The sequence below is a fragment of the Paenibacillus sp. 2TAB26 genome (assembly GCF_052115145.1).
Taxonomy (GTDB): Bacteria; Bacillota; Bacilli; order Paenibacillales; family Paenibacillaceae; genus Pristimantibacillus.
This window is the reverse complement of the sequence record NZ_JBFRGC010000012.1, coordinates 196,760-213,629: the sequence shown is the minus strand read 5'-3', so window position 1 is coordinate 213,629 and position 16,870 is coordinate 196,760. Positions and strand designations below refer to the sequence as shown.

Genomic DNA, 16,870 nt, shown 5'->3' with positions numbered 1-16,870 from the left:
TCACTCTCCTTCTATTCCTGGTAGAAGACCCGCTTGGATATGAAGTATGCACTAACTAATAGAATGATCATGATGACCAGGAAGTAGATCCACGCCATCGCCGAGCTAAGCCCGAAATTAAAGGTGGTAAAGCCGGTTTCTTTGATTAGCATCGTCATGTTGTTCCTGGAGAAAGAGTCGATAATCGTATAAATGACGTTTACGAGTATGAGCGGACTGACCATCGGAAACGTAATTTTCCAGAATGCCTCATACCCCGTTGCCCCTTCGATTTTGGAGGCCTCATACAGCTGCGGCGAGATGGTCTGAATCCCAGCTAGGAAAATAAGAATTTGCACGCCGGATTGACTGACGATTTGATAAATCCTTTGGACAGCATCCATCAGGTACAAAACAATATCTTCATTGACTCCGGATCGCAACATGATGTTCGCCAACTCTATCGTACCGCTCGAAAATACGCCCCCGTTCGCATTTTGTTCATTGATCGCTTGCACCAGACTTGATGCCTCCAAAGTCGCAATGACGCCGGAAGCAAGTATAACTGGAAGGAAAAAGATCGATCTTGCCAGTGCTCTCCCGACGAACTTTTGATTCAGCAGCACAGCCAGAAACAAGCTGAAAATAACGATAAGCGGAACGTTTACGACCATATTAACGACCGATTCCGTCAATATTCGATTAAAGCTCGTATTGACCGTGAGCGCTTCAATATAGTTCGCGAATCCGATATACTTCATAGTCATTCCGTTCGCATTGGCCTTAATCGAGCTTAAGCTGTATTGCAGTGAAGTCAATAAAGGAATAAAAAAGAAAAATAGAAATCCAAGCAGCCAGGGCAGCACGTAGAGAAAGCCCCACAAAGCCTTCTGCTCGTTGTACGTTCTTGATCTGAATACCAGCTTCGTTATCGTTTTCAAGATTGCTCACCACCCGTCACATAGCCCTCGGCCTCTATCGTCATCCCGTTTACTGTTGCATTCGTCGCATTGTAGTTAACGATGACGTACGTCCCGCTTTCATAGACGGTTTTGAACAGGCCTTCGGCTAGCTTCTCGTGCGCTACGATACGCTCATTGTGAACTTTACCCAATACGCCGTTCACTTCAGCATATATGGATGCAGCCTGCTCCAGCCACTGCTCGTAATTGACGGCATATAGATTGCTGAATTCCGTATCCTTAACCTTATAATTCGGCGCGTGGATCCATTCGAAGTATACGCCGGAGCCATACTCGAGACATTTCAGAATGTATTGCCTTACGTTCGTGTAGCTGGTCAAATTAAATGGCGATCCCGTGTAATCGATATTTCCGCGAATCACCATTTGGAAAAATGGAATTTCTTGATCCTCAAGCTTATAGCGGCTATTCGTTAAGGGTGCGTTTGTAATATCTGATAAGTAAGGCAGTGTGTAAGCATTGCCGCCCTCGGCCAAAATATTCAAGTTTGCTTCACGAATTTTGTTCAACGCCTGAGTAGAAATATCTTCCGACTCTGTACGGTCGATTTGTTTGTTTTTGCGGAAATCGCTATTCAACTTGTCGCCCATATCACGAAGCGAAATCCCGTCCGTATCGAAACCTTCCATGTCCTTTAGAATAGCATCCACGTAAGTACCGACACGCCTCGGCGATACGACATAGGATGGGGACTTCGAGCGGTCTCGTCGCCCTAGCGCAAGGTCAAGAGGATAGAATGACGAAGGCACGCCACGCAGAGAACGCGACGCTTCCTCCTTCTCGTCGAATCCCTTCCCCGTATGCGCGGTTAGAATGGCTACGTCCGGATAGAGGTCTACGCCCTGCTCCTTCGCGAACATCGCCAAGCTGCGCAAGCCTTTTGCACCGCCAATCGCATTGTCTACCGACAGGTCATCGGGTACTTTATGATCGAGTCCGCCGTTGAACCAACCGGCATATCGAATCTTAATATTGGCGATGCCGAGCTTCTTCATTTCGCTAATCATTTCCTGCGTCTGCTTGAAAGTGGTAAGCGGCTCGAGCGTCATGTACGGGACGCCGACGAAATGCTTCTGTTTCGCAATGCTTCCCACGACCTGAACGTAGAACGGAAGCTCACTATCCCCGCTCCCCTTCTTCGGAGCCGGTAATCCGTCCTGGCGCTCCAAATATTGACGATAATACTCGGCCATGCCCTGATACGATGCTGACTCGCCCGTAAGGAAGGCATAACGCACCGTAAAATCACTTTTCATCGGTTGTTCCTGGAATTTCGGCAATGTTCGCTCCGATCCGTTCGCCTGGAGCGTAAGCTCCCCTTTGTTCGTAACGTTGAAGGTCGGATAAACATAATTGTAACTGTTCAATTTGCCGCTGATATCCGCATTGATCGTCGCAACAGGCGCGCCTTCTTCGATAATGCCAAGAAATGCGTTGCCGTCCCTGATCATGCCGAAAACCGGCAGCCTAACGGTTTGTTCGTTAACAGCGTTCTCGACCCTCTCCATTGCCTGGTCATTACCGTATACCGCCTGCTGGTACGCAGGGTACTTCGTCTTGCCGTTATTGAACGAGATGAGAGCGCCGGAGCCGTCCGGAACGAAGATCGAGCCTTTCTCCTTACTCCCCGCTGCGCCAAAGAAGCTTAGCATTGAGACGTTGCTGACCGGATACTCGCTAGGAGACTGAATTTCCTTTGATGGCACCCTAACAACAAGGCAGTCCGCATCGAGCTTATACTCGATGGAAGCGAGGAAAATTCTCGGTGCAGGCGAATCTTGCGAAAAATTCAGTTCAGCCATATCCTTCTCCAGATCCTCTTGCGTATAGCCGGCATCCTCGAATGCTTTGAACGCGCGATCAAGCTGAAGACCGTTCAGCGCTTGGTCATTCCGAGCATAGACCCCTTTATCCTCATTTTTTGTATAACCAATACGCAAAGCACGTTGACCTGCCTTATCCAGCTTGCCCGACAACTCATCAAAACGAGTCATACTTAACATGAGAGGCAGATCCATGGCAGATCTCTCGGCTTTACCGAATTTATAGGTTACTTTGACTCCGCTATCAATCGTTTCATATTTAACCTGTTCGTACAAGGCGCTGTCCAGGAACGTATTAATCGAATTGACCTGTCCGAAGCTGTTATAGTAATCTATTTTCAATTGCGAGGACAGCAAACCCTTATTCACCCCGGTTGCGACAGGATCAGCCTCCGCTTCGAGGGGATTGCTATGCCATACTTCGCCTCCGCTTTTGTTAAGCACGGCAATAGCGCCCGTCTCCTCGTTGATGAACAGCCTAAGCCGCTCATTCTCGGCGATTCCCTTCATATCGGCGAGACGCGCATCCGTGAACGAAGCGTTAAGCGCCTTTCCTTGCACGAATGCCGCCTCTAGCTGCTGCGCGTCTTCCGCTTGGTTTGCGGTACCCGAGCTGGAACAGCCGGCGACCAGCAGTCCGGTTGCGAGAAACGCGGACAAGATGGCATTTCTGGCCATACGCATCTAACGTTCCTCCTTTCCTAATTCCTCAAGGTGATTTCTTGATATAAGATCGTGATGAAGGTAATAATTTGTTGAATCAAGCTAAAAAACAATAAGCAGAGAAACGCCATGAACCCAATGGCAATCAGCGAGAGCATAATCGTTACGATTGTTTTGCTTGGTGTGAATTGATGAACGGTCATATTTCCAACGAACAGAAGATATACCGACCATAGAACGGCAAAGCTGTTGCAAAAATAATAAAACGTTGTCTCTTGCATGGAAATGACATTGCTTAGCCAAATCCACGGGAAGTTGACAATAACCAAAGGCAGTAGTGCGAAGCAGGTGGATGTGAAGATATCCACGAATTTACCTTCACCATCCATTAGAGTCGTAAGCGACCAATTCGCTACACACCAAAATAAGACCGGTACGAGAACATAAGTGATCTCCATTAAGCTGTTCATGTATTCAGGATTGTAGATGTTAACTAGAAACCCGCTGTACTGACTGCTTAGTACGTTAGTCAAGATAAGCATCAGCAGAATCCCGAACGACAAGATCAAGTTCAGCTTCTTGTTTTGTTCGTATTTCAGCTCCCAATAACCGTTAAAGGGATGCATGATAACATAAAATGGAAATGTAATGTACTCTTTATTCAAACGAAACGCCCCTCTTTCTAGCCTGCTTTTTCCGGTAGATCCTTACGGTCAGGGTAACGGCGGCTAATCCGATGACAACCGTCATAACGGTGCTGAAGTTTGCTCTTAGCACTTCCTTGCGGTAAAGGAGAAACGCCTTGGAATAGTTGGGTTGATCAAGGCTTTGCTTGAAGTAACGCATCGCATCGTTGTAGTCGCCCTGCCTCAGAATCGCCTTGCCGATGCCGGAATAAGCGAAATCCAAATTCGTGTTCATATTAATAGTCTGCTCATAGAGCTGAAGCGCCTTGTCTTCCTCGCCCCGGTAATAGCTTCTGACGGCTTCATTCAACGTCCGGCCGTACTCCGTCGTCTGGAACAACGTCATTTCACCGAACGCCTTGTCCAGAACGAGGAAATCGTCCCCAACCCGTTCAATGGCAACCGGCGTGTTGAACTCGCCGATCCGATTGCCCATGCCTCCGAACACGTACATGAATTGCCCGTCTCCGTTATAAGTGAAAATCCGACCTCTCTTCGAATCAAGAACCGAGTAGATTTCACTGTCCGTAATATCGACGTCTATAAGTCTGGAAGGACCAAGATCGCTCGTAAAGTTTATATCACCCTGCGGTTTGTAAAAACCGGTTCTTCGCAAAATATCATTGCCTTGGGCGTTCAGCTTACGAATGGTGTCACCCGAATCACCGCTGGTCGCGTAAATGAAGCCTTCGTCATTAATGTCCATATTGGTAAACTCCGTTGGCGTGAACATCACCATTTGGCTGCGCTGCGCCTTCGTCGATAGCCGCTTCCAGAATAGCTCCACTGGATCTACCCAGACACGGTTCGCGCCGATGTAAGAAGTGAACGCACCCTCCGCGCTAAATTCCATCAGCCCGTCGAACACACCTATCGCCATGACATAGATGCGCTGCGCTTTATCCATGACGACCCGCACCGGTTGAAAATTGAAGTTGACCGGCAGCAGATCGGATTCAGGCTTCTCTACGATTTGCGCCAAACGGCCTTTCTCATCCAAATGAACGACCCGTTTGTTTCCTGTATCGGCGATCAGCACATGCTTCTGCTCGGTTACGAAGATACCTTGAGGATTCAGAAATGTATCGGTTGCTCCGGCGTTATCGAAGGTATCGATGATGGCCTTCTGATGATAATTGATGTCCAAAACGACAATCCGATTATTGCCGGAATCGAGTACATATATTTCATTGTCCGCCGTCACGTGCAGATCACTTGGATCTTTAAACGCACCTACACCAAGCGAAGTGCCGGTCATTAGAGTCGTCGCTTCATAAGCGGAAGGAGATACGACAGACTCTCCCCAGACGGAATAGTTGTAAGAATCGCCACTCGCAGCAGAAGCAAGCGTTCCTCCCGTGCTTATGCCAATTAAGCAGCATATGGCCGCAAGGAGATAAGCTCTTCGTTTGTTTTTACTCTTCAACATCGTGCAAGTCTCCCTTCTACTCTTTCATCCCGGAAGTCGCCATCGTCTGAATGACGCTGCTCTGGGAGATAACAAAGAGCGTGATCGGAACAACCATCAAGATGAGCGCGACGGCCGCTCCGACGCCCGCGCGCGCGATTCCACCTAGCGTAATCTGTCCCAGTGCGTAATGAAGCGTCTTCAGGTTCTCACTGTAGATGAAGCTGCCTCCGTCTGTTCCCCATAGCATAGGAAACTGCAAAATCATAAGCGTGAGCCACGCTGGCTTCACGTTCGGCATCACAATGCTCCAATAGATCCGGTACTCGCTCGCTCCATCAATCTTGGCGGCTTCCAGCAAAGCCGTCGGAAGCTGCTCCATGAATTGCTTCATTAGAAATAGGCCTAATGGAAAAGCGAGCGATGGAACGATAATTGATGCATGCGTATTGATCCAGCCGAGCCAAGACATTACCATATAGTTTGGAATCGCTGTGACATGACCCGAGAACATCAGCGACAGAACGACGATCGAGAAGAGCGTCTTCGAACCGAGGAACTGATATTTAGCCAGCGGATACGCCGCAGCGGAAGCCAGCAAAATATGTCCTACCGTCCCGATGAGAGTGATAAGCACTGTATTGGCAATGTAACGCGATAACGGTACCCATGAATTGCCCATCAAGGCAATCAGGTCATAGAAGTTATCCAATGTTGGATTATTGACAAAGAATCGCGGTGGGAATATAAATAATTCGTCCAGCGGCTTGAAGGCGTTGTTCACTGCATAAAGCAGAGGCAGCACCATAAAAGCTCCGAACACGGCGAGAAACGCGAACAAGATGAAGCTAACCGTAAACGAACGGTTCAGACGCTTCGTCGTCCGAAATACGGTCATCATTTTAACGACCAACGTTACTCACCTACCTTTCTGAGCAGTTTTTGCGTCAATTTGTTAGTCCCGATCATAATACCGAACAAAACGGTCGCAATCGCCGAGGCATAACCCATCTCGAATCGAATCGTGCCGTAATCCATCAGGTGGGTTACAATCGTGTGCGCCGCATAGTTGACGCTCGGGAAACCCGCGAGCGCGATCGTAATATCGGCCACCGCGAGAGACCCCGTAATTTGCAAAACGGCGCCGAACAGCAACTGCGGCCTCATCGAAGGCAGCGTAATGAACCATAGCTCCTGCCAGCGGTTTTTTATTCCGTCCACGACACCCGCTTCTATCAGCGTCCGATCAATCGTTTGCAGTCCTGCTATAAAGGCAAGGAAGCTTGTGCCTAAGCTGAGCCATAGCTGCACGATCATGACAATCATAAGAATGTATTTTTCGTTAGTCAGCCATTGGATGGGCTCCAGAATAAATCCGAATTTAATCAGGAATCCGTTCAAATAACCATAGCGGTCGCCCGAAAATACAATCAGCCAGATAAAAAACACGTTTCCAGAAATCGCCGGCGCATAGAAGATCAAAGTCATAACCGCCCGTATCTTAGGCGACAGCTCGTTAATAACCCACGCAAAGAAAAAGCAGGCGATATAGCTGACCGGACCGGTAATGATTGCGAAGATGAATGTGTTCTTCAATGCAATCATGAAGATGTCGTCATTCAGAAATAATCTAGAGTAGTTCTGCCATCCGACAAACCGCGGAAATTCGAGCATGTTGAAGTAAAAAAAGCTAAGTATGAGCGAGAATACGACCGGAATGACCGTAAAGGTAAAGAAAATAAGCATGTATGGGCTCATCAGAAGGTAATAATGCTTATTTTTTTTCAGTTCCGTCCATACATGGGACAACTTCGATTTTTTCTTCGGATGGATAAGATTAGATACGGCTTGACTGGTTGTTTCGGCTTGCAATGAACTCCACCCCCAAACAATTACGGTAAATTAAATTCTTTCCGCTTAATCTCGATTTCATCGTTAATGTAGAGCACATAATCGTTAAGCGCTTCCCTAGAATTCTCGTTCGCGTTGACGACTCTGCGGAAGGCGTTGTCCAGATGTCGGCCGGTGAAATAACCGCCAGGCACTTGAGGTATGCCTTCAACCCACTCCCACTGACTGGATAGATTGTTGTAATCCTTGATTGGCCAAGGCAATTCTGCAAGTGCTTCTACGTTAGCAGTTGGATAACGTGCAGCTTCGCCCATTAAACCTTCCATCTCTCTTCCGTAAGCAATTTGCGTATCCTTGCTGGTCCACCATTTCATAAATTCCCAGGACGCTTCCTTATTATCGGCATTCTCCATCATCATAACGCCAGTCGTATGACTGGCTACCGCATGATTAACGGTTCCGTTATCTTGCTCCGTACCAGGAACGAGCGTGAACTCCCACAGCCCTTTAATCTCAGGCGCGAGCACCGTCAGCATGTTATATGTTGTATAGTCCGCAATGCCGATTGGCATCTCGCCCGTACGGAATCGGTTCGGGAAGTCTGCCAATACCGGGAATTTGTAGTTCGTATAAAATTGCGTCCACTTCTTAAACATTTCCATAGATAAATCCGTATCAAGCGCACTCTTCTTATCGTCATCACGATAGAATTCGCCGCCATTCTGATAAAGCAGCATTGAGAAGGTCGCATTCGGTACGAGACTTGCGTTCGTAGCCTCGATTGGCAGCCAGAACTCCATGTTGTGCTTCTGGAGGACGGAAATCATGTTGTAAATATCCTGCCATGTCTTTGGCGGCGCAAGCCCTAGCTCCTCAAGAATATCCTTCCGATAGAACAGCATCGGGAACGACTGCTGCTCAGGCAGTGCATAAACGCCTTGATCGTACTTGTAAGGCGTAAGTCCACTGTCATGGAAACGCGAGGCTACTTCATCGAAATCACTAAACTGGGTCAAGTCTGTCGCAGCATCCCGCATCGCATAGTTCACGGGAATGTCCTCACCGATTTGCATGGCAACGTCAGGTCCCTCGTCTGCCAGTGTTGCCGGAAGCAAGATGTTCCCCGGTACAAGCCTTAAATCTATCGCGATATTCGACTCCGGCGTGAAGGAATCGTCGATTAAGCTTTTAAGCACCTGTGCTTGATCCCGCCCCGTTGTAATCCACACCGTTATTTTACGTTCCTGCTCTCCTCCCGTATTGCCGATGCTGTCATAGTCCTCGGTATAAGAAGCAAAGTACGCACCAAGCTCATGCTTGATCTCTTGAAAAAAAGTCGCTCCCGCTCTCGGAAGCTTCTTGTCTGGAGAGGACACAATGAGATAGTCCAGCTTAATCGGTTGCTCGCGAACCGTGAGAATCCACGTGCCTAATCCCCCGACATTCGTTTTAAATGCAGTTAAGCGATTGCCAACCGTTTCCGGATTTTTGATCATTTCCTTTAATTGACCAACCATGGTATGAAGAACGGCTACTTTGTCGCTCCGCTCTCCAGTCGATTTCTCTAAATAATCGGCTACGTTCTGTATGATTACGGCTTGCTCTTCGAATGTCTTAACCATGTCCGGTATCCGCTTCCCTAATTGGTAATCACGGAACGGATCGGGCGTATTTGACGTGATCATCAATATTTTCCGATACATCTCATTAAGCTGCAGCACGCTGGATTCAATCGTTCGAATGAGCGGTGCGATATCGCCGAGTGAAACTTCCATTCGAATACGATGCGTTCCCTTGGACAAATGGAACAAATACGGCTGTTCTTCATCGCCCAGTACGTTCATCTCCCAATCCATGTTGAAATTAAAGCGTAAGCGCTTCATTTCCAGGAAAGGAGTCTCTCCGTCGATCGTCAGGCTTCGAGTGGCGTATATGCCGCGCAGTGTATCCTGCTTTTGCTTTAACGCGATCTGATATAAGCCGTCTTCTGGGGCCTCAAACTTCCACTCGATCCACTGTCCAGGAAGCTTCCAGTTCGTTCCGCCGATCGTATTGATTCGAAGCTTCGACACATTGTAAGGGATGACCGTCGGACTCGATCGGTCCGCCAGCGGATATAACGTAGGAGATGATTTGGCGACCGCGTCCTCCGCTTGTATTTCAAGGTATTGATCCGATACTGCCTTGATTCCTTTGGTCTCATACTCTTTCTTCATATCCTCATACGAATACAAAACTGGTTCCTGATACAGCTCAATATAATCAATCGCCATCGGTTCCCTTAAGGCCGTCAAGGAAAACGATTGCTGCCCGCTCTCAAAGTAAAAGGAGTAAGGCTCGTCATAATATCCATTTCGATCCGTGAAAATTCCGATTTGCCATGCCGGTTTTTCTACCTGCCTTGGCCTGATTTCATTGCCGCGATCGTCACGCTCGATTTCGTCCTGTCGATTTCCCCAAACTCGATCGAATAATAATATATCCGCTCCCTTAAAAGGGACTTTTTCGTTAATGGCAAACTGCCTTTCGATCGCAGAGCTTTTTCCCTCGATCGGCAAATAATGAATCCTTATGTTGTACAGACCCGCTTGTTTTACCAGTACATCCCACACAATGGAGCCGTTATCCGGAGTGACAACCGCCTTGCCGGACAGTCCTTCTAAATCGTCCGCTATGTCGAACCCTTCTCCAGTCGTTCCCGAGAACTTCTCGCCCTCTATTCGGATGACTTCTTCCGGCCGCCCAGCATTTATGTGGCTAGTCAAATACGCATCATAACTGTCTTCTCCTGCTGATGCCGTAACAGCGTCGAAATCTCCCATGGCCATTACGCGTCTGCTATCCTTCGAATCTGAAGGGTAGAAAGCCCATATAGAAGTTGCCACTATAGTGAGAACGAGTATAATTGCGATGTAGTTCTTCTTTCTGAAGTTCAACTTTTCTCCCTCCTGCAGTAAGAAGTTAAATTCAACAACAGTCCCCATTAGAAATATTTCTAAAATGGGGACTGTCTCTCACACGTTATTACATGTTAAGAACCATACACCGCATCAATCGCCGCTTGGAATACCGGTTTATACTTCTCGACAACTGTAGATACCGATACCCCGCTGTTGATCTCTCCGACAAAGTCCCAGAACTTCAAAGCATCGCCGTACGTACCATGGTCGAATACGATCATGCCAGATCCTACTTGCTTAGCGTTGTTAATGTCATCCTCGTTCGCAAAATTGCTTTCAAGGGACGCTTGACCCGGATAGTCATATTCGGAGTCGATATCGTTGATTTTTTCCCAAATGTAAAGCAGCTGCTCTGGATGCTCCACTGCCTTTGGAATTGTTAGTGCTTGGTATGAGCCTTCGCCGGAATGATATTCCGTTGCGCTTGGTCCTTTAGGGAACGGTACGAAGCCGATATCCGCATCCGGCATATCCGTTTTGAAGCCATTCAGTTCATAAATGGCACCGGCATACATGAGCGTATTTCCTTGACGGAAAAATTGTCCAGGCTCGGTCCAATCTCCACCCTCAGTAGGTCTGTACACTTGTTCGGTTGCGAGTTTCGACAAGAAATTCAATGTTTCCTGCGTTGCTGGATCATCTAGGTTTTGCTTGTCGCCTTTCGTCAGGTGAGCACCGTTCGAATACATCGCATGTTCGACAACTTGAGAATTTGCAAGCCCCCAAGTATCCAGCTTGCCGTCGTTGTTTGTATCTTTATTGGCTTCTTTCGCTGCTTGAACGAATGTATCCCAATTCCAGTTGTCTTCTTTTACATAATCTTGAAGCGCCTTGATGCCAAGCTGATTCAAGAGCGTCCGATTGTAGAAAATGCCTTGAATCAGGTTGCCCTGGTCTTCTGTGAACGCATAGCCTTTGCCCTCATAAGTAAAGAATTCGCTTGTAGCCTTTTGATTGAACACTTTCGTGTTTTTCGTATACTCGTCGACCGGCCATAGCAAATCTTGCTTGACTAATGTCGGAATCGTATAGTTTCTTCCCAAACGGACGATATCGCCAAGCGGTTCTCCAGCAAGCAAGGATGCTGTTACTTTTTGTTGATATTCGCCGAAGTCGACCGCTACGTATTCCATTTTGAAGTTATGCTTCTTCATCAGTTCATCGAGGTTTTTCTTGCGTTGTATGTTATCCGGATTGTCTTCTTGAATCGCCATATCCCACCAGGAAACGACTTTGATCGTTCTTCCACCCATGTCGAAGTCCATCTCGGGCGAGCTGTATAACTCTTCTTCTCCGTCGCCCTCAGGAACGGTCGTCTCCGTGCCTGCATTGCCCGAGCCATTGTTCGAGCCGCCGTTTGTTCCGTTGTTCTTGCTGTTGCCCGAACCGCTGCTGCATGCAGAAAGAACGAGAACGAGCGCGCATAACAAAACCATTAATTTACGAATCTTCATTGCGAATCCCCCTTAACATATTGAACTACATCGAAAGTGTAGCGCTTTCATAAGGCAAGCAACAACCTGTTGAATATCAGGTTTATTACCCGTCATATTCTAGATTGGAAATCATTTACTTTCGCCAAAAGCCGTTTTTTTTTCAATAAGTAAAAACCTGTGGGCAATGCAAAGAAAAGCACGTTGTATCCACTGCCCCCAATTTACATAATTAAAGCGTAGACTTATCTCCCGTCAGGGAAACCCCTAAGTACAAGTATAAGAATGTAAAGCATCTGTTGATTTACTGTGCTTATATTTCACTGCGAAACGTTAGCTTTTACAGCCAAAGACGGCGGTAGACGTTTACGCTCAAGCAAATGCAATTGGGAGGTAACCATCGTGTATAAAGTGCTGCTTGTCGACTATGACTCCACATCGTCGATGGAGATGTTGCAACATATGCCAGAGTGGAATGGAATTGGATTTGAATTGGACGCTTATGCGAACAGCTCTGCGGACGCTATCGAATTTCTCGATCGAAACTATTTTTCGCTCATCCTGGTCGGCATGAACGGCTCTCACCATGACGCCTTGTTTCTTTGTGATTACATTCGCCGGAAGAGCCGCGTACCGCTCGTCTTGATAGGCGGAAGCAACGACTTCCAGCTTGCCCGAAAGGCTCTCTATTACCAAGTAAATGATTATTTGCCAGACCCTGTTTCTTCTGTCGAGCTGACTTCATGTCTTCTGACCGTCAAAGGCGAGCTTGATTGTGTAAACGATAAAAATAAAGCGCTATTATGGACGCCTGTGGAAAATGATGCCCAGCTTCAGCCTAATATCATCGAGAGGGTCAAGGAATATGTCGATGAATCGCTGCATCAAAATATTACCTTGAAGCAAATTTCCAACAGTCTGCATTTCAATTGCTCGTATTTAGGTCAAAAATTCAAGTATCAGGAAAATATGACCTTCAATGAATATTTGCTGCAACAGCGCATGGAGAAAGCAAAGCTGCTGCTTGAGAATACGGACATGAAGGTGTACGAAATCGCGAATGAGATCGGATATTCGGAGATGGATTGGTTCTATAAGAAGTTCAAAGCGTATACCGGTGTAAGTGCTAACGAATATCGTAAGATGTTTTCCATTATCGCGTAACCGCTTACATTTTTGCGTGGCGGATTCGTCTGACATTTCTAGCAAAAAAACCTCATCCTCGCCTAATAGCGGGAAATGAGGTTTTTGCTTTTTGCATAGCTGGTTTCCCAATCATGTCATAATATTCAAGATTGCTGCTACGTTAACTTTCCGTGCGTTCCTAACGCGGATAGAGGACAATGCGGCCATCCTCCATTTCTACCCGCACCTTGTTGATTTCTTTGAATCCTTCCGTGTCTAGGAAACCGGAAGGAATTTGCAGGCGACCCGCTTTATCCAGCACCGCATATTCCGTGTGGCTCTCCGCCTCCAGCACAGCGCTTTCGGCATCCAACATGGCCAGCTCATCAGCGTACGAGACTTTGCGGATCATCTCTGCCGACGTTTTGCCATCCCGAATCTGGACGACCCGGTCCACCTTGCGAGCCAGTTCCGGATCATGCGTTACAATTACAATCGTAATTCCGATCGATCGATTAAGCGCTCGGAACAAATCGAGTACTTGATTCGATGTGTTCGTATCGAGGGATCCTGTTGGCTCATCGGCGAGCAGCAGCTTCGGATCGTTGGCAAGCGCGATCGCGATCGCCACCCGCTGCTGCTCACCGCCAGACAGCTCATTCAGCCTGTTCTTCATCCGGTGGCCAAGCCCAACCGCCTCCAGCAGTTCCATAGCCCGTGCCCGCCGGCGCTTGCCGCGAAGCAGCATCGGAAGCTCCACATTAGCCAGCGCCGTTAAATAAGGAATAAGATTACGCGCATTGTTCTGCCATACAAAACCGACTGTATCCCGCTTATAGGCTACCAGTTCCTTTTCTCCGAACTTCAGCAGGTCTTTGCCGTCCACATAAAGCTTGCCGGCCGACGGCTTGTCAAGTCCCCCCAGCATGTTCAGGAGCGTCGACTTGCCGCTGCCTGAATTGCCGATAATCGCCATTAGCTCGCCGGCCTCGACCTGTAGATCCAGACCTTGCAGAGCGAACACCTCAAGATCCGCCATTTTGTAAATTTTGACGAGTCCTTCACTTCTAATCATCCTTTACTCCTCTCCAAGCTTGAGTGCTTGTGCAATCCGGATTCTCGACAAGCGGTAACCGAGAATAAGCAAACCCAGGGTCAGCGTAATGCCGACGATGCTGTACAGCTGCAAATAATCACTGAGCTGCTGAATCATTTCAAAAGGCGGCACTTGATCCTTCGTTGCGAAGGACATCTCGAAGAGCGGTACGAATAGCTCGCTTATCGAATTGCCGATGAAAACACCCAGAACAACTGCCGCTCCCGAAGTCAGCAATTGCTCGCTGACGAGCATGCCGATAATTTGTCCGAACCGAATACCCATTGCCCCGAGCACGCCGTATTGAAGTGTTCTGCCTGACAGCGTGAGCACCCAGAACAGCAAGAAGCCGAAAAAGCTGATGAGCATGGAGATAACGAATCCGAGTGTCATAACGCCATTGATTGCGAGTCTGAACGGATCGTTTTTCGATTCGATCAGCTCTTGCGTGGCATCCTGAAGCTGGATGATTCGCAGCTTCTTCTCTGCCAGTTGGTCGTAGACGAATTGGCTTGTAACGCCATCCTTCAGTTTCAGCCATACTTCGTATGGCTCTACAGCAAGTCTCTTCTGAATTGTTCCGAGATGGCCTACGATCAAGTTGGGCTGAACCGCTTTTTCATTATCCTTGCTGCCCGTAGGAAGCGGATTCCAGCTTGGCCAGTAGTCGATAATGCCATAGACGATGAATTGCGCCTGATCAAGCCCGTCCCAGGACAAGCTGATGGTGTCGCCTGGCTTTACTTTTGCCTTCTTCGCGATTGAACGAGAGATCAGTACCGCCTTCGTATTAGGCGCGAGGAGATTAAGGTAGCCGTTAATGGGATAGTCAAGCAGCCCATCCTTCATCCATGTCGTCTGGCCGAAGTTCATCGTGTCGATGCCAAAGAGCGTCGTCGCTCCGCTTGCCCCGCTGGCAGGCGTGACGAAGCGCGCATTCTCTTTCATAAATACTTTAGCGCTCGCCTCAATGCCTTCCAGCTCTTCGAACGGCTGAAACGGCGGCTCGATGTAATTTACCCGGCTCGAGCTGGACGGTGTCGGTTCGGTCAGTGTTTGAGAGGCCGACGACATATAGGTTGAGGGACGCGCATCGCTTTCCCAGCGGGTCATAATCGACATATCCGCTCCGATGGCGTACTGAATCTTGCTCTCCATGTTGTCGTTTATGGTTCGGGCCGCATTCGCGCTAAAGAGTCCTGTCGCAACGGTCATGATCAGAAACAGCTTGATCGTCTGATATTGACCGGACGATCGGCTAATCTGTATTAGCGTGTTGTACAGCGCTGGCGACCACCATCTGCGGCCTGCCCAATAGATTAGACGTATGAACCACGGATAAACCCGCAGCAGCAGCAAGCCGCCCCCGAGAGCAAAAAGCGAAGGCATCAGAAACAGCATCGGATCGAGCTGGAAAGCATCCGAATCAAGCCCTAACCGCTGCAAATCCTCCTGCCGTTTGTTGAAATTATAGAGCAAATACATAGCAACGCCGACGAGGATAAAATCAAGTCCGGTCTTATGCCAAAACGTCAGCTTGTTATGGCGGGCATTCTGCTGCTTATGACTGACGATACTGACTCTGGTTGCCATGAAAGCCGGTATGAGAGTCAAAACCAATGCGGCAGCTACCGCTGCACCCGACATCAAGTAAGCGCTGCTGGTCAGACTGACCTCAAGGGCCGAACGATCGACGAACTCTAGGAAACCATTCGAGGCTCCTAATACTTTAGTGAACAGAATGCCGAGAAAAGGACCAACCGCAAGTGCGCTAACGCCAAGAAATAGGCTCTCGAACGTATAGGCCGTCATAATCTGCAGACGACTTGCCCCTCTGCTGCGCAGAACGGAAATCTCCGTCTTCTGCCGTTCAATAATGAGATTGGCCGCCATATAGAGATAGAAGGCGAGCATCAGCATGACCGGCGAATAAAGAGACAGCATCATGACATCAAGCTTCTCTTGTTTGCCTTGATAAGCATCCACTGTCGAAATGGCAGGAATGTTGACCTCGTCGACACCGATGCGACCACGGAAATATCGCCTGATGTCCTTGTCGGCCTGTACGAATGCATCAATCGAATCGATCGTTAACTTCTCGTAATCAAGCGCCACGCGCCAATCGAGGCTCGCGAGCTTCGTCTTGCCTCCAATGATAAAATCGCTCTCGAATTGATCGAATGGAATAATAAAACCATCGCTGTCCTCTGAAGCGAGATAAGGCAAATAAGGATCAGCAGTCGGATCCGTCTCCATGATCCCTACCGCGATAAAGCGGAACTTCATTTTGTCCGGCGCTTCCGCGATCAATTCATCCCCGAGATCACGCTTCGTCGCAATAAGGAACTTCTGCGTAACGAGAGCCTCGTAAATGCCGTCCGTGCGTACGGCTGGCATCACGCCGTCGATCAGGCGAACGCGCTTCTCAAGACCGGATAGCGACTTGATGCTGCCCGCCGCCTTTTGCGACTGCTTCTCCTGATCCGTAGCATCAGCTCCGTACACCTTCATTCGCTGCGTGAAGCGTTGTTGATAAGCGGATAAAGCTTCGAGTCCCGCTCTTCCCGGTATCGTTTGCACGAATCGGTCAGCCCGCCTGATGGCCTCTACTGTCTTCTCGTCCACGGTCGACGAGGATACTGTCGTTCCGATGCGGATATATCCCGGATACACGCCTTCTTGAAGCTGCACCGATTGAAGCTCCTTCTGCAGCGTCTGCTGCAATATGGCTTCGGAGTAAAGCGGCATGGAGCTGAACAAAGCCACGCACACAGTAAGGCCGATCCAAAGGTTCAACTGCAGCCACTTGTTGTTTGCCATCTTTCGAAGGATCATCGTCCATAAGGCCATACGTACACCCCAT

General features: G+C 48.4%; 11 protein-coding genes. 1 reads left to right on the top strand and 10 read right to left on the bottom strand.

Annotated elements, in window-relative coordinates; genetic code table 11:
* Nucleotides 1–11: 11 nt before the first annotated feature.
* The 8 genes from AB4Z50_RS15875 to AB4Z50_RS15840 all read right to left on the bottom strand — a co-directional run bounded on the left by AB4Z50_RS15875 (nucleotide 12) and on the right by AB4Z50_RS15840 (nucleotide 11,807).
* Entirely contained in the window at nucleotides 12–920 is a 909-nt protein-coding gene (locus tag AB4Z50_RS15875; RefSeq protein WP_441880499.1) for a carbohydrate ABC transporter permease, read from the bottom strand.
* Nucleotides 917–3,469 (bottom strand): DUF5696 domain-containing protein, encoded by a 2,553-nt coding sequence (locus tag AB4Z50_RS15870; RefSeq protein ID WP_441880497.1) that lies wholly within the window; start codon nucleotides 3,467–3,469, stop codon nucleotides 917–919. The genes AB4Z50_RS15875 and AB4Z50_RS15870 overlap by 4 nt, the downstream gene beginning before the upstream one ends.
* A gap of 17 nt (nucleotides 3,470–3,486) precedes the next feature.
* Nucleotides 3,487–4,113, bottom strand: coding sequence for a Yip1 family protein (locus tag AB4Z50_RS15865; RefSeq protein WP_339204235.1), 627 nt, complete (start codon nucleotides 4,111–4,113; stop codon nucleotides 3,487–3,489).
* Nucleotides 4,106–5,563, bottom strand: a complete 1,458-nt coding sequence (locus AB4Z50_RS15860) for a hypothetical protein (protein WP_441880495.1) — start codon at nucleotides 5,561–5,563, stop codon at nucleotides 4,106–4,108. Before AB4Z50_RS15860 ends, AB4Z50_RS15865 begins: the two co-directional genes overlap by 8 nt.
* A 16-nt stretch (nucleotides 5,564–5,579) precedes the next feature.
* Nucleotides 5,580–6,443 carry a carbohydrate ABC transporter permease gene (locus AB4Z50_RS15855; RefSeq protein WP_441880614.1) on the bottom strand — a complete coding sequence of 288 codons (864 nt, stop codon included), beginning with the start codon at nucleotides 6,441–6,443 and terminating at the stop codon, nucleotides 5,580–5,582.
* Between the two features lie 14 nt (nucleotides 6,444–6,457).
* Nucleotides 6,458–7,414, bottom strand: a complete 957-nt coding sequence (locus AB4Z50_RS15850) for a carbohydrate ABC transporter permease (RefSeq protein ID WP_339204238.1) — start codon at nucleotides 7,412–7,414, stop codon at nucleotides 6,458–6,460.
* A 20-nt stretch (nucleotides 7,415–7,434) separates the two neighbouring features.
* Complete coding sequence (locus tag AB4Z50_RS15845) at nucleotides 7,435–10,329, bottom strand: extracellular solute-binding protein (RefSeq protein WP_441880493.1); 2,895 nt, start codon at nucleotides 10,327–10,329, stop codon at nucleotides 7,435–7,437.
* A 95-nt stretch (nucleotides 10,330–10,424) separates the two neighbouring features.
* On the bottom strand, nucleotides 10,425–11,807 hold the full coding sequence (locus tag AB4Z50_RS15840) for an ABC transporter substrate-binding protein (protein ID WP_339204240.1): 1,383 nt from the start codon (nucleotides 11,805–11,807) through the stop codon (nucleotides 10,425–10,427).
* Nucleotides 11,808–12,188: 381 nt separating this feature from the next.
* Here AB4Z50_RS15840 and AB4Z50_RS15835 point away from each other — a divergent pair, with 381 nt between their 5' ends.
* Nucleotides 12,189–12,950, top strand: a complete 762-nt coding sequence (locus AB4Z50_RS15835) for a response regulator transcription factor (RefSeq protein WP_441880491.1) — start codon at nucleotides 12,189–12,191, stop codon at nucleotides 12,948–12,950.
* Between the two features lie 160 nt (nucleotides 12,951–13,110).
* Here the strand turns inward: AB4Z50_RS15835 and AB4Z50_RS15830 are convergent, their stop codons facing one another.
* Together AB4Z50_RS15830 and AB4Z50_RS15825 are read right to left on the bottom strand one after the other, a co-directional pair.
* Entirely contained in the window at nucleotides 13,111–13,986 is an 876-nt protein-coding gene (locus tag AB4Z50_RS15830) for an ABC transporter ATP-binding protein (protein ID WP_441880489.1), read from the bottom strand.
* Nucleotides 13,987–13,989: 3 nt separating this feature from the next.
* Nucleotides 13,990–16,842: an FtsX-like permease family protein gene (locus tag AB4Z50_RS15825; RefSeq protein WP_441880487.1), complete on the bottom strand. Its 2,853-nt coding sequence runs from the start codon at nucleotides 16,840–16,842 to the stop codon at nucleotides 13,990–13,992.
* Between the last annotated feature and the right edge of the window lie 28 nt (nucleotides 16,843–16,870).